The 18,127-nt window shown below is 69.9% G+C and carries 21 protein-coding genes; 13 read left to right on the top strand and 8 right to left on the bottom strand.

Annotated features, from left to right (window positions below; translation table 11 throughout):
* The first annotated feature begins 210 nt into the window (after nt 1-210).
* The 8 genes from ABZY20_RS30620 to ABZY20_RS30585 all read left to right on the top strand — a co-directional run bounded on the left by ABZY20_RS30620 (nt 211) and on the right by ABZY20_RS30585 (nt 4,888).
* Nucleotides 211-369, top strand: coding sequence for a hypothetical protein (locus ABZY20_RS30620; RefSeq protein WP_007494487.1), 159 nt, complete (start codon nt 211-213; stop codon nt 367-369).
* Between the two features lie 77 nt (nt 370-446).
* A complete protein-coding gene (locus ABZY20_RS30615) occupies nt 447-1,220 on the top strand; it encodes an RNA ligase family protein (protein ID WP_356445661.1) in 774 nt (257 codons plus the stop codon).
* A 133-nt stretch (nt 1,221-1,353) separates the two neighbouring features.
* Nucleotides 1,354-1,884: a hypothetical protein gene (locus ABZY20_RS30610; protein ID WP_356445659.1), complete on the top strand. Its 531-nt coding sequence runs from the start codon at nt 1,354-1,356 to the stop codon at nt 1,882-1,884.
* A gap of 184 nt (nt 1,885-2,068) precedes the next feature.
* On the top strand, nt 2,069-2,563 hold the full coding sequence (locus tag ABZY20_RS30605) for a hypothetical protein (RefSeq protein WP_210910432.1): 495 nt from the start codon (nt 2,069-2,071) through the stop codon (nt 2,561-2,563).
* 48 nt (nt 2,564-2,611) lie between these two features.
* A complete protein-coding gene (locus ABZY20_RS30600) occupies nt 2,612-2,869 on the top strand; it encodes a hypothetical protein (RefSeq protein WP_007494479.1) in 258 nt (85 codons plus the stop codon).
* Between the two features lie 243 nt (nt 2,870-3,112).
* Nucleotides 3,113-3,532 carry a hypothetical protein gene (locus tag ABZY20_RS30595; protein ID WP_210910437.1) on the top strand — a complete coding sequence of 140 codons (420 nt, stop codon included), beginning with the start codon at nt 3,113-3,115 and terminating at the stop codon, nt 3,530-3,532.
* A 258-nt stretch (nt 3,533-3,790) separates the two neighbouring features.
* Nucleotides 3,791-4,159 carry a hypothetical protein gene (locus ABZY20_RS30590; protein ID WP_356445656.1) on the top strand — a complete coding sequence of 123 codons (369 nt, stop codon included), beginning with the start codon at nt 3,791-3,793 and terminating at the stop codon, nt 4,157-4,159.
* A gap of 309 nt (nt 4,160-4,468) precedes the next feature.
* Nucleotides 4,469-4,888 carry a hypothetical protein gene (locus ABZY20_RS30585; RefSeq protein WP_356445654.1) on the top strand — a complete coding sequence of 140 codons (420 nt, stop codon included), beginning with the start codon at nt 4,469-4,471 and terminating at the stop codon, nt 4,886-4,888.
* A gap of 92 nt (nt 4,889-4,980) precedes the next feature.
* Here ABZY20_RS30585 and ABZY20_RS30580 read toward each other — a convergent pair whose 3' ends face one another.
* Complete coding sequence (locus ABZY20_RS30580) at nt 4,981-5,619, bottom strand: hypothetical protein (protein ID WP_007494468.1); 639 nt, start codon at nt 5,617-5,619, stop codon at nt 4,981-4,983.
* A gap of 3 nt (nt 5,620-5,622) precedes the next feature.
* Nucleotides 5,623-9,189, bottom strand: a complete 3,567-nt coding sequence (locus ABZY20_RS30575) for a DnaB-like helicase C-terminal domain-containing protein (protein WP_356445652.1) — start codon at nt 9,187-9,189, stop codon at nt 5,623-5,625.
* Nucleotides 9,190-9,416: 227 nt separating this feature from the next.
* Here ABZY20_RS30575 and ABZY20_RS30570 point away from each other — a divergent pair, with 227 nt between their 5' ends.
* The 5 genes from ABZY20_RS30570 to ABZY20_RS30550 all read left to right on the top strand — a co-directional run bounded on the left by ABZY20_RS30570 (nt 9,417) and on the right by ABZY20_RS30550 (nt 11,208).
* Entirely contained in the window at nt 9,417-9,629 is a 213-nt protein-coding gene (locus tag ABZY20_RS30570; RefSeq protein WP_007494464.1) for a hypothetical protein, read from the top strand.
* A 102-nt stretch (nt 9,630-9,731) separates the two neighbouring features.
* Nucleotides 9,732-10,172: a hypothetical protein gene (locus ABZY20_RS30565; protein ID WP_356445651.1), complete on the top strand. Its 441-nt coding sequence runs from the start codon at nt 9,732-9,734 to the stop codon at nt 10,170-10,172.
* A gap of 207 nt (nt 10,173-10,379) precedes the next feature.
* A complete protein-coding gene (locus ABZY20_RS30560) occupies nt 10,380-10,586 on the top strand; it encodes a hypothetical protein (RefSeq protein WP_356445649.1) in 207 nt (68 codons plus the stop codon).
* Between the two features lie 118 nt (nt 10,587-10,704).
* Complete coding sequence (locus tag ABZY20_RS30555; RefSeq protein WP_356445648.1) at nt 10,705-10,848, top strand: hypothetical protein; 144 nt, start codon at nt 10,705-10,707, stop codon at nt 10,846-10,848.
* 138 nt (nt 10,849-10,986) lie between these two features.
* A complete protein-coding gene (locus ABZY20_RS30550) occupies nt 10,987-11,208 on the top strand; it encodes a hypothetical protein (protein ID WP_007494456.1) in 222 nt (73 codons plus the stop codon).
* 1,020 nt (nt 11,209-12,228) lie between these two features.
* Here ABZY20_RS30550 and ABZY20_RS30545 read toward each other — a convergent pair.
* The 6 genes from ABZY20_RS30545 to ABZY20_RS30520 form a co-directional block, all read right to left on the bottom strand.
* The gene (locus ABZY20_RS30545; RefSeq protein WP_356445646.1) at nt 12,229-13,215 is read right to left on the bottom strand and encodes a hypothetical protein; all 987 of its coding nucleotides are present in this window, start codon (nt 13,213-13,215) and stop codon (nt 12,229-12,231) included.
* Nucleotides 13,187-13,540, bottom strand: coding sequence for a hypothetical protein (locus ABZY20_RS30540; protein ID WP_007494452.1), 354 nt, complete (start codon nt 13,538-13,540; stop codon nt 13,187-13,189). Before ABZY20_RS30540 ends, ABZY20_RS30545 begins: the two co-directional genes overlap by 29 nt.
* A gap of 64 nt (nt 13,541-13,604) precedes the next feature.
* On the bottom strand, nt 13,605-14,150 hold the full coding sequence (locus tag ABZY20_RS30535; protein ID WP_356445644.1) for a hypothetical protein: 546 nt from the start codon (nt 14,148-14,150) through the stop codon (nt 13,605-13,607).
* 84 nt (nt 14,151-14,234) lie between these two features.
* Complete coding sequence (locus ABZY20_RS30530; protein ID WP_007494449.1) at nt 14,235-14,954, bottom strand: VWA domain-containing protein; 720 nt, start codon at nt 14,952-14,954, stop codon at nt 14,235-14,237.
* A 141-nt stretch (nt 14,955-15,095) separates the two neighbouring features.
* Complete coding sequence (locus tag ABZY20_RS30525; RefSeq protein ID WP_244313335.1) at nt 15,096-15,476, bottom strand: SsgA family sporulation/cell division regulator; 381 nt, start codon at nt 15,474-15,476, stop codon at nt 15,096-15,098.
* 338 nt (nt 15,477-15,814) lie between these two features.
* Nucleotides 15,815-18,124: a hypothetical protein gene (locus ABZY20_RS30520; protein WP_356445642.1), complete on the bottom strand. Its 2,310-nt coding sequence runs from the start codon at nt 18,122-18,124 to the stop codon at nt 15,815-15,817.
* Between the last annotated feature and the right edge of the window lie 3 nt (nt 18,125-18,127).

Raw genomic sequence — 18,127 nt, 5'->3', positions numbered from 1 at the left:
CAGGCAGGACGGCAGGCGGGACGAGGCAGAGGAGGGGCGGACACCCGGCGGACACCCGGCGGACGCGCGGAGGAGGGACGGGGGGCAGCGGGCGGTCACGTTGCTTAATTGGATTTACTGCGGTAGAGTTTGAGGCGTCGGGGCGAGTGATCACGCTCGTCGCCTCACCGCACCCCCTCAGGATCGCGCCTACCCGAGCAGGAGGTCTCAATGAACAAGCTGGTGATCGGTCGCACAGCCGGAATCGTGCTGGGCCTCCTGCTCGGGCTCGCGGCCCTCGCGGTCCCCGCATACGCCCTCTACGCACTGCATACAGAAGGCATGTCGGGCCTGTCGGCTGTGATCGGTTCACACCCCGGCTGCCGCTAGAAATTCTCTCGGGGGCGGCCGCCACTCCGGCCGACCCCACCCCGTCCACCAACCGACACCCTCCACCTGGAGCACTCATGCCCGCTCTCGCGAACTTCGATCTCGACGCGCTCAACTCGGCGACCAAGTACCCCTCGATCCTCACGTACCACGAGCTCGATCCGCGCAGCGGCGGGCTGCTGGAGACCGCGACCGCCTTCAGCGGCGACGTCATCCTCACCGAGAAGATCGACGGGACGAACGCGCGGATCATCACCCTCCCCGGCGGCGACTACTTCCTGGGCAGCCGGGAGGAACTGCTCTACGCACGCGGCGACAGGGTCTGGAATCCCAAGCTCGGGATCGTCGAGGCGCTCCGCCCGCTGGCCGAGCGGATCAGCGCACCCGCTGACGGCATCCGCGTGTACTACCTGGAGGTCTACGGCGGCAACAAGATCACCGCCGCGAGCAAGCAGTACACCGGCGGAACGACACTGGGGCACCGCCTCTTCGACGTGGCGGAGATCGACGCCGCAACCCTGGAGCTCCCGCAGGCCCGGATCGCGAGCTGGCGCGACGGCGGCGGCCAGTACTTCCACACCGAGGACGAACTCACCGAGACCGCGACAGAGGAGGAGATCGAGATGGCGCCCCGCCTGGCCAGGGTCGCGGCCAGCGAACTGCCCACGGGCATCGATGAGATGCAGGCCTTCCTCACCCATCACCTGTCCAAGACCCTGGTCGCCCTCGACCCGGACGCTGGTGGCCGCCCCGAGGGCATCGTTCTGCGGACCACGGACCGCTCTGTGATCGCCAAGGCCCGGTACCAGAACTACGCGCGCACCCTCCAGCTCCGCGCCAAGCGCAGCTGACACCCCGCCCTTCCGGGGGCGTCAAGCGGGGCGGGAGGGCAGCCTCCCGCCCCGTCTGTCGGTGCCCACCAGAACCGTGCTGAGCCCTCATCACGCTGGCCCCCCTGGCCCCTTCGCCGATCGGATAGATGACGTGGATCCCGTTAGCGCAACCCTTGCCGGCCTGATCGGCCGCTACCCCTGCGCCTACAGCAACCGCACACAAGCGCTCCATCAGGCGCTGATCGTGCTCGGTAACGGCATGGTGTGGAGGCACGGCCTCCTGGTCGACCGGGCCGGAGACCCGCGAGACTGCAGGGACATCCACCAACGTTCCCGGCTCACCGCAGCCGAGACCAAGTTGTACGCCGCGGCCGGCATCACCCCGTCCACGGAACAGATCACCGGCGCCTGCCCGGCCGAGCCGGTGCGCGCCCGGGCCGCCGAGCTCGCCCATGAGCCAGGGCCGCTGGACCGCGAACCCTACCCGCCCAGCCTCCAGATCCCGCTGTTCCTCATGCCCGCGGACGCCGATCCGCACTGGCAACACGCCGCGCGCGAAACCGCCGCCGTCGTGGCGCCCTTGTGGCAACAGCCGTCCGTGGCTGTGCTTGCCACCGAGAACGAGTACACCGCCCACCAGCGCACAGCCGCCCTGGAGCGCATTGCCGCCCTGCTCACCTGACCCGTACCGCCAAGGCCGGCGCGGCACACGAGGAGGACGGCGGGCGGCGGGGCGGTAATGGCACGTCAGTTCTCTATTGCATAATTGGAATTACTGCCGTAGGCTTAGGCCAGGTCGGGGCGCAGGCAGCTCGCACGCTGGTCAGCACTCCCCGCCCCCCATCCCTTCACCGCTTGGAGTACCGATGCGCCCCACGCTGATCGATCCGTACACCTTCGTCATCCGCCGCCTGTTCCTGGCCTTCCTCCCCGAGGCCGAACCCGGCGAGTGCATGTGGTGCGAGGAAGGAAATCGGCCTGGCGAGCGTCGGTCACTGGATCAGCTGTTCAGTGAGGAATGGATCGGCGACCCGGGCGTGAGCCTCACGAAGAAGCTGGCGGCCCTATTCGCAGAGCTGGGCTTCTGCGGCTTCGAGGCCACCAACGAGGAGCGGGAAGCCTGGACGGCGGCCAACGGCGGCCCCGATAGCGCCGCTTCGCCGGTGGAGCGCGCGGTCCGCCAACTGCACTGGGACACAGTCATGGCGGGGGTGCTGCAGGAGCACACGTCGATCTTGGGTCACACCCACCGGTACCTTCCTGAGATACACCACCGACTCGCCGAGTGGTTCATTTCCCTTGGATACCCGGCGACCCTCGATATCACCATGGATCGCCCCGGACTCCACGACTTGCCCTGACGGGGCAGGCATCATGATTGGACCGGGCCCGACTACCCCGGAGGCCTTGTGACCACCCCTACGCCCTCATCCGCGTCCGCACCGACGATCGCCGATCGAATCCGCACGCTGGCCGAACGCCGTGACGCACTCGGCCGACCGCTCGTCTACGAACACCTGCCCGCCATCCTGGACGGCTCCCGCCTGCCCAGCTCCCTCGACATCGCCCTCATCGCGACCGAAGCCGACGTCCTGGTTGAGCTCCTGCTCGGCACACGCCCGCGCAGGGCCGTCCTCACCTACGCCGACCTCTGGATGCTGCGGTAGCCGATGCGCGGCCGCAAGCCGATCCGAGTCACCGGGCGCACCGCAGCCCCTCGACCGTCCTGGCTGGCCCTGCCGCAGCGGCCAGCCGGCGCAGGCCGACCGTGCGGCGGCGCGACCCCCCATCGGCAAGTTGCTTAATTGGATTTATTTCTGTAGAGTGGAGCTTGTTGTCAGCCAGTCCGCCCGACTTTCCGACGGGCGCACCTGACAGCCTCCCCGAGCGCCCTCAGGAAGGAATCCCCCATGAGCAGCACCCGCACCAACGACGTCCGTGCCGAGCGTGACCGCCGGATGCACGCGGAGAGGCTCACGACCGCTGCGCATGCGGGTAAGTCCAACGCGCTGCGGCGGGGCACCACCTCGTTGGAGCGACTGCGGGCGCCGGAGCTGACGGCTGAGAACGTCCGCATGGACGGGTTCTTCGAGGCCATCACGCTCGCCCAGTACGAGACCGGACTGTGGCAGGCCCTCCTCGACACCCTCCAGTCGAGCCGCGACGCCGTGGCCACCTGGCACGGCCAGATGGCGAAGGCGGAGCTCGAAGCAGAGCGTCCGGAGGGCGGCATGGGCAATCCCGTTGCCGATGCCCGCCGTCACCTGTGGCTCGAAGCCAACCGCAACTTCGCCCGGGACGCCGCCGACTCCTTCCGTCGCGTCAGCTGACCCATGCGGGCCGGGGCCCCGCCGCGCGGCGGGGCCCCGGCCCGCGACCCCTTGAAGCATGCCGGCGGTGGTCGCCGACTACCTCAGCGCCCCCGCCTCGCTGCGCTACGACCGCTACTCGCAGGAGCGCTATGGGCGGCATCACGACAGCAAGTGCAACCGGCGCCGGCGGCCCCGGCCGCGCCCACGGCCCATCAGGGCCGCGCCGCGACTGCGAGTTGGCGGAGCGGCCCTCCCCCTACTGATCGATTGGACCCCATGAACGACTTCCGCCCCACCGACGCCGCCCTGGCCGGCCTGCGCCTGGACCCGCACGCCCGTCATGTGCCCGCCTGGATGTACGTCCAGCGGGCCGGGGACGGGACGGTCTCCTTCGTCGGCTCCAGCCGCGTCAGCGAGCCGGGCGGCCATGTCAGGGACGCGGACCACCCGCTCCACTACGGCAGTGCCCGCACTCATCAGCTCATCGTGGGGGAGTTGGTGGTCCGGCCTCATTTCATCGTCGGCACCGACGTCCTGCGCGGTCAGGGCCTGGGCGGCATCGCGGCGCTGGGCGGCCACGACCTCGCCCGGTATCTCGGCTGCGGGGACGTGGTCCTCGACCCGTACGGCAAGCTACCGCTCTAGTTGCTTAATTGGATTTATCGCTGTAGAGTAAGGTTCATCGGGTCGGCCACTTCGGGCCCGCCCTACTTCTCCGGAGGTTCAGACATGCAGCAGCGCATCAGGCATCTTCTGTCCACGGCGATCGCCAGCTTCCACGTGTCTCATCGTGCGGGCGACCCGTTGCCCCGCGACCGGTTATGACCGCGCGGCACGCGCCGCCTCCGCCCCCGCCCCACTCCGCCCCGGGCGGGCTTCCCCCGCCCGGGCCCCAGTACCGGGCGCGGCCCGCGCCCCTTCGGCGCGGGCCGCGCCGTTTCCAAGGAAGCCGACATGCCGCTCGACCTGACCTTCCCCGGCAGCCTCAACCGCGAGCCCCACTACCGCCGATACCTCCGGCCGGACGGGACGATTCACGTCGTGTGCGTGCAGGACTTCGACTACAGGGACTACGACGCCTCCCGGTTCGTCGACGAGGACACCTTCCCCACCAGCGTGGAAGCCGAGACCGCGCCGATCTCCACCTGGCGGCTGGTCCACGCCGTCGAGCGCGGTGAGGACCAGGAGACGCGGGCGCAGGCCGCACGGAACCTCGAAGCGGTCCGCTGCCACGTCACCACGCCCGGACACCGCCCGCAGTGCCGTCCGCACGACTGCCGGTGCGGCTGTCCTCGAACCCAAGACTGCCAGGACTGCCACCGTTGCGTGTGCTGGCGCTCCGCGTGCTGCGCCGAGCAGCCACAGAACCACTGACAGCCGAAGGACATGGGAGCGGGGCGGGAGGCAGTGCCTCCCGCCCCGCTCCCATGTCCTTCGGCCGGCCTGCACCTCGAGCGCGGGACCGCTCAGGCGCCGAGGCCCACATAGGAGACGTACGTGTAGGCACCCCAGTCGCTGTCCAGGTCGGCGATGACGTCGTCCCAGATCTCCTCGAGCTTCTCGCTGTCACCCTCCCGCATGGCGTCTACCGCGTCGTCCCAGATGTAGCGGACGTTCGGCAGGAATCGGTGCGCCTGTTCGCCCATGAGGTTCCGGCGCCGTGCGGGCTCGTCGACGAGATCCTGGTTGATGGGGTGGATCTCGATGGACGTGCCCCGGCCGCGGTTGTTCAGGTGCTGCTTGAAGGCCCCCAGGTTGTTCAGGAACCGCTCGGTGCGCAGGTTCCAGTACGCGGTGTCGATCTTCTCCTTGTTCGCGGGCAGTGGCTGTTGCGTGCCGTCGAACCACTTCTTCATCGTGCGCGGTGTCACGTCGATGCCGGCGTCGGCCATGGCCTGCCGGCCGGCGTCGCTGTCGAGGTAGTTCAGCCGCGCGTTCAACCCGCGGTTCGTGGTGACCGGGGAGCGGATGCCACCCTCGCGGATCTGTCGGGACAGGGCTTCCTCCATGGCCGCGCCGAGCGCTTGGCCGCCGCGGACGTTCTCCGGGGAGCGGTTCGCGCCGAGGCGGCCGAAATTCCTCCAGCCGCTGTCGTCGTACGGCATGGGTTAGTTCTCCCCGAGGGTGTAGAGGCGCTTCTTCTTCATCTCGCCGGGCATCCGGCCTTCTTTCCAAATCTTCTGCCAGTCGCCGACAAGGTGGATCTCGTCTACGCCGGCGACCTGCACCAGCGTAAGGCCTTCCTGATAGGCCCGGTGGGCTTTCAGCCAGAGGCTCGCGAAAGCCTGCGACCGGATGATGTGGACCCAGTCGGCTCGCCGGAGTTCCTGGTTCTTTCCTGATTCACCGATAGTTGAGGTAAATCGGGAGTACATCGCCTTGACGTACTCCTCGGTGGGCTTGTCGGATTCCTGGATTGCCTTGGTGCGTGCCTCGTTCAGGATGCGGCGGAACTTCTCCAGCAGGGCTTCCGTTCCGCCCGAGGTCCATGATTCCAGAATCCTCGGCGGGGCGGATAGGCCGAGTTCGTTGCAGCGGATCAGGAGCCGGACGGTGGCTTCGTCCAGCAGGTACGGGCCCGGCTCGACCCGTCCGCCCAGCGGGTTCGGGAGGTCCTCGTGAGGCCATTCGAAGTGGTCAACGCGGTGGATGCCGGACTCCTTGGGGAGGAACCCGCGGGTGTGGTGGCGCAGTGCGCCGATCGGCAGGTGAGTCTTGAAGGCTGACAGGTAGGCGCAGTTGGTGTCGAGGGCCGTCACGTCCAGCGGCTTTTGCATGCCCTTCTTCACCGCTGTTCGCAGGGCTTCATTGCGCCACTTGTGGCGCCCTTCCCAGATCTGGTCGGATTCCTTCTGTGACGGCTTGGAGAGGAATTCCAAGGGCTCCGGGTACACGGAATGCTCGTATGTGGCGCCGACCCTGGAGAGCTTGAACAGGGCCATGGCGTCCGGCACGGCCTTACGCTTGAGTAGCTTGATCGCCTCGTCGACGTCGCCGTTGGTCTCCTGGAGCGCCTGGTCCACGGCGGCCGCGATCTTGTTGGTGAAGAAGGTGTAGGTGCGACCGCGCCGGACGTTGCCGGTGTCCTCCGGCGGCACCGTGGTGTCCTGGAACGTCGCCGATGTCTCCTCGTCCGGGTCGTACGGAGCATCGGCGGGGATCTGGTGCTCTTCGGTGTCCCGGGCCGGCTCCTGGACCGTCAGGGAGGCGGCGGGTGCAGGTACGGCCGCCGGGGTGATGCCGGCGGCGGCCGCGGCGCGGGCGTAGGCCTCCAGTGCAGCCCGGAGCTCTTGTGTCTCCTCGGTGTGCGGAAGTCGCAGGCGCTGGCCGGCCAGGGACGCTGTGCGTGCCCTCGCCTCGTTGATGGCCTGGTCGTCGCCCGTGCGGAGCGCGTCTCGCAGCTGGGACAGAGCGGATCGGGCGGTGAGGGACAAGGGCCCGGCCTCGGTGAGCAGGGGAAGGGCCGCGGCGACCAGTTCGGTCTCCGCCGGCCCGAGCTCCTTGGTGGCCGCCGGTGTGTCCTGCGGGTCCGGCGCCAAGGTTGTGGGGCGTTCCGGGCGGGGCGCGGAAACGGCGCCCGGCATCGGCGGGCGGGCGGCGGCGTATGCGGTCAGTGCCGCTGCCAGGCGTCGGCCCTCGTTGGTGTCCGGGACTGTCGGGTGGCGGGCGGCAAGGTCGGCCACCGAAGTCCGCAGGTCGTCCAGGTCGCCATGGTCCCCGGTGCGGGCCGCTTGCCCGAGCGCGGACAGCGTGCCACGCAGTCGCGCGCCGATACCTTCTGCTGCCCCGGAGATGAACGGGTGCGCCGCCTGAAGGAGTTCGTGCTCGATCTCGTCCGTGATGCCGGCGCTGGGCGTCATGGTCGGGGTGGGCGGGTTGGGGTCGACGGCCTGCGGTGCCGTGGGCTCCGCGGCCTCGAGCGGATCGGTGAAGCGGGCACACGCCAGGTCCGCCCGCAGTTCGGTGCTCGCCAGGATTCCGAAGTCGCGTTCGGCGTAGGTGACTTCTGCCCGCTCGTCGATCCGTGTCACTGTCAGGGTGACGTCGGCGTCCAGCGCCGCGACGAGGGGTGTCTCGTCTGTGTCGACCGCGGCCACGACGGGGATCTTCAGGCGACGCGCCACGTGGGTCAGCGCCTGTGCTGCGGCCGGCAGGGCCCGCCCGGACAGGGGCACCGATGGGTCGTGGACACGCTGCAGTCGGTCCACTACGACCAGGGCGAGCCCGTCGACGTCCTGCGCGGCCTCGGCAATGTCCGATGCGGTCAGCCCGGCCCCGTCGTCGATGTGCCAGACGTTTCCGCCCAGACGCGACAGCAATTCACCCACGCCGTTCGCCTTGTCCTGCTCGTTTTCGGTGAGCTGGCCAGTGCGCAGGGCGCGGTAGTTCACCCCGGCCTCCGCCGCGATGACGCGCATCGCCACATCGGTACGGGTCAGACCGGATGCCGCGTAGAGCACCGGGAGCTGTCGGCGCAGCGCCGTGTCCCGCGCTGCGGCTGCCACCAACAGTGAGGGACCCGCGCCCGGGGCGCCCGCCACCAGCGTCAGCTTCCCGGGCTGCAGGCCGGCCACGACGCGGTCCAGGGCGGGGATTCCGAACCAGGCTGCCTCCGTCGGCGGCGTGTCGGATCCCTGAGGGGCCAGCACCTCCTGGAGGACGGCCTCCAGGGCCGCCACCGGCCGACGGCTCACCGCTCCGGTTCCGGCCTCGAAGTTGGCTGTCGGCTGCTCTGCAGGCGGTGCGTCGGCCCCGGGCGGAGGTTCGGCCGCGACAGCGACCGAAGCGACTGAAGACCCGGTGTCGGCAGGCGCGGCCGACAGCTCCTCCGGGACCGCGGCATCGGTCCGGAGGTGATCGGCCGACGGTGTCACGCCGGGCTGGTGTGCGGTGGCTCTGGCCGCCTCGTTGCGGGCCATGAGGACCGCGAGCGGCTTCCCGTTCCGCGCCACCACCACGCCGCGCGCAGCGTCCTGTGCTGTCGGCTTGGCCACCTCCTCGACCAGGGCGTCGAGTTCGCCGAGGACGTCGTCCGCGTCGTGCACGGGCCACGTCTTGAGCAGGCCTGCATGTTCAGGGTTCAGCGCCACGACGGGGATCAGCACCGCGCGGGGCGCCGTCGTGGACCGCGACCGGTACACCTCCACCCACACCTCGCCTGCTTCGGCTTCGTCCAGCAGCGACGTCCAGTCCCGGGTCACCTCTCGTACCGACAGCGTGATCTGTCGGCGCCCGGGCGCGGGAATCCGGATCGGGCCGCCGTCGTCAGGGAGCAGCGCGGCATTCACCAGTACGGCAACCGGCGTCTTGTAGTCCAGCAGGACCTGCGGCGTCCCCGGGGTGCCTTGGCCCCCGCTCCCCGCGGCCGCGGCCACCAGGTCCCCCAGCTTGGGCCGGGCAGCCGTTTTGGACAGCGACGGCCATCCTCCGACCTGCGCCCGCGCCGCCGCATCGAGCGACTTCAGCGACACCAGGGCGGCCCGGACCTCCGTTCGCCCCGTCCCCTTGGTCACGACCGTCACGACACCGTCTCGTGCCTTGTCTACGAGGGGATACAGCTGCGTCCGCGCCACCGAGACGCGCAGCACCTCGGGCGCGCCGTCGGGGCCGGCGCCTGCCCACACGGGCCCCGGCTCCGCCTTCGTCGCGTCGGGCGGTACAGAACGATCAGACATAAAGCGCTCCAGGAGACGAGGCATCCCGATGCGGCGTGGCCGCCGCAGCAACACAAGAACCCGTAACAGACTGTCGGGTCGGCACCGTAACAATAGCCCCGCAGCCACCACGACACCCGCAGAATACGTAACAAATCCCGGAACGCGGGAGGGCGGCGCGCCGCAGAGTCCGTAACACCCGGACGGCAAAGTTGCTTAATTGGAAATATTGCCGTAGGGTTTCCCGTATGGATCGCACCGCACTCGCCCGCCGCTCAGCCACTGCGCTCGCCGCCCACGCCCCACACGTCACCGGAGCGGTAGCGCTCGCCGCCCTCGCGCTGCTCGTACTCCCCTTCGACGGCCCGATGGCCAAGTTCATCATCGGGTTCCTCAGCGGAATCGTCGGCGGCAGGCTCGGCCCCCGAGTCGCCGCGCACCTGTCCAGCAGCAAGAGCTGACCGTCCCCGCGCGCGGGGGCGTGTGCTCGGCCCCCGCCGTCTGATCACCCTCACCCGGGACCTGCGACCGCAGGTCCCGGCCGGAAGAGAGAAGCGACAAGCATGCAGATCACGATGCCGTGCGGACTGGGAATCGGCCCCGGCGGACAGTGCTCCGCCGCCATGTGCTTCAACGCGGCGACCCACGTCCTGGAGCACCACACCGACTCCGGCGTCTGGCGCGCGGGGGCGTATTGCACGCCCTGCCTGAACCGGAAGGTCCGGCCGGCCGCGCAGGTCGCGACGGCCGACGAGCTCGACATCATGTACGGGCGCACCGGGGGCATGAACGGCCTTCCCGATGACACGTGGAAGATCCGTGCCTTCGCGCCCGACGAGCTCGCGGAGCTGGAGGCGATCCGCAGCGGCGCCCTCCTCAGCCTGTACGTGGGACCCGGCAACTTCATCTGGGCGACCCAGGCCGACATCGAGGCCGACCGTGAACGGCGCACCGCGGAGGAGGAGGCCGCCAAGCAGGTCAGGCGGAGCCGCTCTCGCCTGTGACGCACCGGGCGCACCGGGTGCGCGCGGACACCGGACACGGGTGCCGGTCCACACCCGAGGCCCTCAGGCGGGGCCTGCGCACGAGGGGCGCTGCGTGGACACCGCCCCGCCGTATTGCGTAATTGGATTTACTGCTGTAGTATTTGAATTGTTGGCGCGGCAACCACTGCGAGCGCCAAGCGCCCACCCAACTCCCGGAGGTTTCCAGTGGCCAGCAAGCGCAGCATCCGACAGCTTCTCTCCGCCGCAACCGCTGCCACGTTCGGCGCCAGCCTGACGCGCCGCCCCGCCCCGGAAGTAGGCGCAGAGAACGAAGGCCGCCGCAGCGAAGCCGTCGAGATCGCGTCGCCCCTCGACCCTCGCACCTACGGCAACCACCGCTTCCACGGACAGGACGGCGTGGTCGAGTGCTGACGGGTCGTGGGGCGGGGGGTCATGCGAGACGCCTCGATTCCCCGCCCCACGACCGTCACCTTCAGTGGATCACCCGCAGGCGCCTTTCCCGCCCGACACACCTCAGGAGGCTTCGATCATGCGCAAGTGCAGAGCGTGCGACACCGTCAACGACCCTACGGAAAGGGTCTGCATGGTCTGCGACACGCCCTTCCCCCTCTCCCGCGTGCGCATCAACCTGACCGGCCGCAGGCGGCCGCGCCGGGCGCTGAAGGCGGGTTGACCGCGCCCGGCGGGGGAGGTGATCTCGCCCCTCCAGCAGGTGAAGGCGAGATCACCTCCCCCGCCCCGTGCTGCTCAGGCATCCTGTCGGGGCGGTGAATCCACCGCCCCCGAAACCGAAACCCCGGAGGTTCACACCGTGAAGAAGTTCGGAACCATCCCCCGCGCCCCGTGGCCTCGCTGGGCCCTCCTGTGGGGCGCGCCGTGCGTCGCCGTCGCCTTGGGCTCGATCGGCACCGGCCTCATGGTCGGCGCGCGCTCCGCCACCGGCACCGCCCTCGTGATCGTCGGCGCCGTCGGCGCCCTGTTCGCCTTCGTGCTCACCATGCCCCGGCGCACCGACAGCCACGAACCGGGGTGATTTCACCCCGCACCGTCGCCCCCCCCTGGCCGCTCGCCCCGAGCGGCCATCAGTATTTCCAATTGCACAATCGCCGCTCGCGGGCCTCCGCCCGCACCCCGGCCGCCCGCACCGCCCCCGGCCGCCGTGGCAAGCCCCGTGGGCCCGGCAGCCGTCGAGCCACCCGCCACAACCCAACGCACCGCCGCAGCCAGTCGCACCCCCTCCAGCCTCACCCTGTCCGATGCCGCACCTGTCGTCTCCACCGCTCGCTGGTCTCTGTGTCCGTCCTTCATTCGTCGTCCGTTCTCCGTGTGTGCTCTCCTCCGCTGCTCTGCTCTCCTCCGTTCTGCTCCTCTGCTCCTATTCCTCCTCAACCGCCGGCCTCTGGTACCCCTTCGCACGTGCTGATGCTTGGCCAACTAGCCCTGTAGGGAAGTAGTCGGCGTGCGTGGCGGTTCGGAATTCACGCCCTGAGCTGGAGTTTTGCACCTGTCGACTCATGTCTGCGGCGGAACCCAGGATGACACCTAGGGCGCGACCCGGGGCATGACCTAGGACGCGACCCAGGATGTGACTCAGGGCGCGACCCGGCGATACCGGCCAGAACGATGCGCCGCGCCTCCCGGGCAACGAGCCGCGAGGCGCGGCCCGATTGGGCTGCCGCCTCGGTGGAGCCCTCTCCCGATCACCACGGAAGCCGGGGCCGGGGCAGGGGCGGAAGGGTGCCTGCCGGCAGCCGCCGTTCGCGTCGCCCGGCCCGGGCCGCGGCTTCCACGCAGACCTGCGTACGGCGCCGGGAACGTCGCAGAGTCCAGCCAGGGCGAATTCTCCCCGCCGGTCGGCGTGAGGCAGGGAGGTGAGATCACCCCTCGTCAGAGGTGAGCCGGGGTGATCTCACCTCCCCGCCCGTACGTAGGGGTGTTCTCTCCCCCGTCAGAAGCTGAGGCGGAATCACCCCCAGGCGCGCCGGTGCCCTGGCCGTCCTCCGGCAGAAGGGGGAGACGGAGGTGATTCCGCCCCCGGGACTCGTGACCGTGCTCAGGCCGGCAGGTCCACGGGCGCCAGACACCCGCAGAGGTGGCGCTCCCCCCGGCTGTACGTGAAGCCATGGCCGTGGCAGTCGGAACAGTCCGGGTCGTGCGCCTGGGGTGCGCCCGCGGTGCAGTCGATGGGTTCGGCCCAGACAGGCACGAAGATGCCGTCGCCCTGGTCGTCCCAGGTAAGGGTGGCCATGACAACTGCCGTCCCGCCGCAGCCGCCGGGGCAGTCCGGCTCGTGGGACTGTTCGATCTCGTCGGGGTGCTCGTCGAGGTAGGTCTCCAGCAGGTACTGGCGCGCCTTCTCGTCGCTCGTGCGTGGGCGGCCGTCGCTTTCGCGCACGAGGTGGCCGGCGCGCGCGGCGGCCTGCGCGGCGGCGCGGTCGGCAGGCGCAAGCGCCGCGGCACACCAAAGCAGCAGGCCCCGTGCGATGTGGTGCGCGCGCACCTGGGTGGCCGTCTGGACGGAGTCGCCCCGCCGTCGGCACTCCCTGGCCACGGTGTCCGTCCAGAGCATGGTGCGGACGAGCCGCGACTCCGTCGGGCAGTACAAGGGCATGTCCGCCCGCTCGGGGGCCGGGTTGTGCACTGCCGTCAGTCCGGCCGCCGGCTGCGGCATGACGTCGGTGCGGCCGTGCAGGGCTGCGTAGTTGGTGCGCAGGTAGTCGATTCCGGACCGGGGAGTGGTGGGCAGGTGGAAGCCGTCGTGGGCGAGGAGGTTGGTCCCGAGCCCGCGTGCCGCCTCGTGAACGTCCAAGTCGTGGGCGCCGCGCAGTGCGAGGACGTCGTACAGTGCGCCGAGGTGGATGAGGTGGACGCGCTGGATCCGGTGGACCTGGTCGTCGCGGAAGGTTCCCGGGTGCTCGAAGATGGTGTCGCGCTGTGCATGGGCCCAGCAGGCCTCGAGGATCATGCGTTGGACGGAGGCCTGCTCCTGGGCGTACGCAGCGACGGTGTGCTCAGGCAGTGGTGGCAGGGAGGCGGGCACGGGTGTTCTTCCTGGTCGGTGGGTGGGGGTGGTGTGCGGGGATGAGCGCGGTGCAGTCCGTGATCGTGACGCCGTCGAGGTGTCCGAGGTCGTCGTAGGTCAGCTCGACTTCGAGTTGCCCGTGTTCCGTGAGCGGCTTTCGGCACAGGCCGCAGGGCACGCGGGCGAATGCGCCAGCCGGGTGTGCGGCGAGCTGGCGGACGTGCCTGCGCTCCAGGACGAGTTGGGCGGGCCGGCCGTGCGGGGCGGAGCGATTCCCGTGCGCGAGGTGAAGAAGGGCCTCGGCGGGGTTGAACGTGGCTGGTCGTTGCGGGCGGGTCATCATGAGCTCCTGTGCCGTCGGAAACGCCCGGGGGCCCGGCAACGCCGGGCCCCCGGGCGGTCGAAGTTCAGAAGTGGTCGCCGATGTCGACGCTGTTGTACTCCTCGCGCGAGACGGTCTCCCAGTCGGTCTCCTTGCCGTCCTGCAGCTTCAGCTCCCACTTCGCGGGCTTCTTGTATCCCTTGAAGACGCGCACGGTGGTGGTGCCGCACGGTGCGGAGGGGACGCCCTTGTCGGGCGTGCGGACGCCCGGCGTCGAGCGCGGCGGGTTCTTCGAGGTGTCGGTACGCGGCGGGTTCTTCTTCGAGGTGTCGGTGCGCGGCGGCTGCGGTGCGTCCGGCTGGTCATCGCTCGTGTCGGCGGGCAGCTTGGGCTTGGGCTTGGGACCCGGCTTGGCGAGCGTGGTCCGGACCGTCTGGGTGCGGGTGGACCGGCAGGGGGCCGGCCGCTCGACCTGCTCGTAGACGGGGTCCTGGGCGGCCCGGCTGCGCTTGTCGATGACCTTGCCGTGGTCGAGGTCGGTGTCGGAATCCTCGCATCCGACGAGGGTGAGAGCTGCGGTGGTGACGATGGTCGCGGTCGCGATGACCGACCGCACAGCGGCGGAGCGCACGATGTGTCCTTGGGTGTGGTGGCGTTGGGTACGGGAGGGGCGAGCGGGCGGTCGAACGACGGTCGAGCGACCGCCCGTCGCGTGTCAGGCCCGGGGAAGGCCCGAGACCAGGCGGTTGTAGAGCTCGGCGTTCGACAGGGCCAGCGGGTCGGAGCCGACGGCGCTGACGCCGGTGTTGCCCGGGAGGCCGGAGAGGACGCCGAACGCTTCCGCTTCGCCGAACGGGACGAACTGCCAGCGCACGTTCTCGCCCTGCGTGGACCGGAGGAAGTCCCTGGTCGCGGGCGCGTCCTGCGGGGCGCCGTCGGTCTGGAACACGACGAAGGCCGGCGTGCCCCTCTTGTAGGCACGGGAGGAGCGGTAGTGGGCGAGCACGGCCTCCATGGCCGGGCGGTAGCGCGTTCCCCCCATGGTTCCCAGGGAGTTGTGCAGCTGCCCGATGCGGCCCTGGTGGGCGCCGAGCTTGACGTCGACGAGAGCCTGCGGACGCCGGAGCAGGCCGCCTCGCGCGATGGTGTGCATCTCGGTGGAGAAGAAGCCGACCGGGACCTTGCCGTCGTCGTCCAGGTGCGCGGACAGGCTGAGGATCTGGTCGCTCAGCCGCTGGACCGAGCCGTCGTTGAAGAAGTCCGTCATCGAGAGGGAGCGGTCGATCACGAGATAGACGGCGGCACGGCCGCCGAGGCGGTCGCTCTCGCGGAGACTGGTCTCGGCGTCCTTGTACATGTCGATGAGGTCGGGCGCGGTGCCGGCGACCTTGTCGAGGCTGATAGCCGAGGTCTTCTGAAGGGAGTGGGTGGCCACGAGTTTGCTCCTTGGCGGGGTGGTACCGGCGAGTGGGTCATGCATAGAGGTGTGCTGCGCGCGGGCCGTGTGACAGGAGGCGTGGGATTTCTTGCGCCGGGCCCGGGGCTGTGTGCCCCGGGCCGTGCTCGGCTTCCGCTGTCAGTGGGGCAGAAGTTCGTCGAGGAGGCGGTCGATGTCGACGGCCTTGGACTCCTGGCCTGCGGCGACAACCGCGTAGGTCTTGGCGAGCCACTCCTTGATGGGGGCTGCCATCCCTTCGAGGCGTGCGTATCCGTCGGGGGTTTCCAGTTCGATGCTGATGCTGCGGTCCTGAAGCGGGCCGACCGGGGTGATCTTCACATCGCCGAGCCCGGCGGGTGCCGTGATGCCCTGGGCGAGCAGCTCCCGGGCGAACGTCCATCGCACGACCTCGTCGGGCGTGACGTCGAAGGAGAACTGCACCGCGTAGGGGTCGGTGTCCTTGTAGTAGAGCCGCACGGGGACCGGCACACGTGTGTCCGGGTCAGCCACGAGCGTCATGTGAGTCTTCAGTTCCAGGCCGGGAAAGCCCATGGGTGATTCCTGTTCTTCGGCGGGAGGCGCACGGCGAGGCGGGCGGCGGAAGGCAACGCCCAACCGATACTCAAACAGTACAGCTATATTTCCAATTAAGCAACACCCTTAATGTGGGTCCGCTGATCGACGACCTCTGCCCCGGCAGTCGAGGAGCGCAGCAGGCCCTGGGGGCGGATCTTGATCGACTGAACGGTCTGCGCAGGTCGCCATCGGCTTCCGATCGCCACAGCGACCGATCGGATCGGCTGCCCTGAGCCGATCGCGACCGGTCGGGATCCGATGCCGGCCGATCAGCGGGCCATTCATGACAGGGCCTCGATCGCCTCCTTGAGGGCGGACAAGTAGAGGCCGCGGGGCGAGCCGTCCAGCTCCCGGATCCGCTCGGAGGACAGGTCGACCTGCGAGGCGTCCAGCTCGCGGCGCAGGGCCTTGCCGAGTTCGCGGAGCCGGTCGATGTCGCTCTTGTCGTCCCAGCGCCCCCAGCGGTCGGCGTCGTGTCGCCGCAGATGGGAGTGCAACTGGTCGTAGGTGAGATAGGCCGGATCATGCTCCAGCGTGAACGCCTCCCGCAGGATGCGGACAATGCCGGGCAGGGGCTCGGCGCCGCCCTGCTCGGCGGCAGGGGTGCCAGAGTCCAGGAGTTCCAGGAGCTCGTGCCACGCGTCGAGCAGTCCTGCCTCGTCGAGGGTGAAGGTCAGGTCCGGCCGGCCCGCGGCCGCACGCTCGGCTCCGATCCTGGCCGCGTACTGCGCGGTGACTTCCCGCACCTGGTAGCGGACCGGGCGGTCGGGCATACCAGGCAGGCCCTGCGCGTACAGCTGGCCCGCATCGTTGACCTCGGTGTGGGTGGCTGCCCGCAGAAGATCTGCGCGGTACCCCTCGGCGATTGCTCCCCCGCCCAGCAGCTCCGTGACGTCCACGCGCCGGCAGGCCCCCAGCAGCTTGCCGGACAGCTTCGGACCGATGGCCTCGCCGAGCCAGTCCCGGGTGCCGAACTGGCTCCCGCCGATCACCCAGATCGCTTCCTTGCGCCCGAGCAGGAGCAGTCGGATCAGCAAGGTCTTCGCCTGGGCCGACAACTGCGCCCACTCGTCGACGAACACGACGATGGCCGGGTGCTCGGGCGAGACGCGCCATTTGTTGCCCCAGCCGTAGCGGGCGCGCTGCCGGGCGCGGGCCGGGCACAAGGTGAGGAGGAGGAACTTCAGGGTTGCGACGATCTTCTCGTCGTCCATGCAGGCGTCGAGCGTGATCGCCTCGCCGAGGTCCCCGACGCCGGTGCCGACCGGGTCAAGGTTGAAGGCGACCGCGTCCTTGCAGGCCGTGACGACCTCGGCCATGGCCAGCATGACGCCTGACTTGCCGGCGCCGGAGTCGGCGACCATCAACAGCATCAGCCCTGCGAGGGCGAAGGCGAGCGGCTTGGCGTCCATGGAGACGCCGTAGTCAGCTGGGTCGAGGATCGACATCGACAGCGGCGCCCGGTACGGGACGTCGCCGACCAGTTCCGGGCTGAACGGCGAGCGTTGCATCATGCGGACCGTGCAGGCCTCGCCGGCGTCTGGGTCACCCTCGATCAGCAGGCCGTTACGACGCAGTCTGAGCAGGGTGATCAGTCCCTTGTAGGTGTCGTCCTTGTTGAGGTCGTCAGGGGTGCCGGTCTTGAACGAGACGCGGGCGGACCAACCCCACGGCTCCTGGGTGACGTCGGTGACCTGGTCGACGTCCTGCCCTTCGTGCAGCAGGGCGCGGTGGAGGGCTTCGCCGGCCTCGGCAGGGGTGGTGGCCTGCGCGATCGGGAACGGGGTGAGGTCTTCCTCGGTCTCGTCGGCCGGTGCGCTGCCGGGGGTCTCGGGTGCCTTCAGGGCAGGGAGGTCCAGTTCGGGCAGCAGCAGGTCCTCGGGGACGGGTCGCTCGGCGAGTTCGAGCGGATGGTGGGTCAGCCACCACCCGGCGGCGGCAAGCACCGGGGCCGCGGCCAGCAGTGTGGAGGGGATGCTGGCCGCCACGAGCCCTGCGAAGCCCAGGACGGGCAGCAGGGCGCTGAAGCGGCCGAGCGCCATCAGGGAGCGGGCCCGGCGGATCTGCTCCGCGGTGGGCTGCTCGGGAGTGAAGGGCACCGACTGCAGTGCGTCCAGGCCGTTTCGGCGGCGCCTGAGCTCGCGGCTCAGGTCACGGATCGCCTGCTTCTCGGCTGCCTCCAGACCGTACGCCGCGGCGTCCTCGAGCCTGCGCTGGAGCTTCTTCTCCAGGCGGTGGACTGCGGTGAGGGCCTCCTCGCGGCGGGCGTGGTCGGCTTCCAGGGGCCTGTTGACGATCCTGCGGCGGATCTCGTCGTCGGACATGTAGCCCACGCGCAGCCAGTGCCGTGCCGCGGACAGGGCGTTCCGCAGGCCGGGGAGGATCTGGCCGGCGATGGCGGCCGCGGCGGTGCGGGCGCAGTGGGCCACGCGCCGGGCGGCGGTCGACGATCGTGGGACGCGCTCATCGGCCGGCGGGTCCTGCGTCTCGCGCTGAGGGCCGGGCTCGTCCTCGTCGACGATCTCGGCGAATACGAGCTCGCCGTAGGGGGCCAGTTCGGTGCTGTCCGCAGGGTCGTGGGGGTGTTGCATGGG

The sequence above is a fragment of the Streptomyces sp. NPDC006624 genome, assembly GCF_040611555.1.
Classification (GTDB): domain Bacteria; phylum Actinomycetota; class Actinomycetes; order Streptomycetales; family Streptomycetaceae; genus Streptomyces.
Note: the sequence above shows the minus strand (reverse complement) of the source record. Positions and strands in the feature narration are given on the sequence as shown.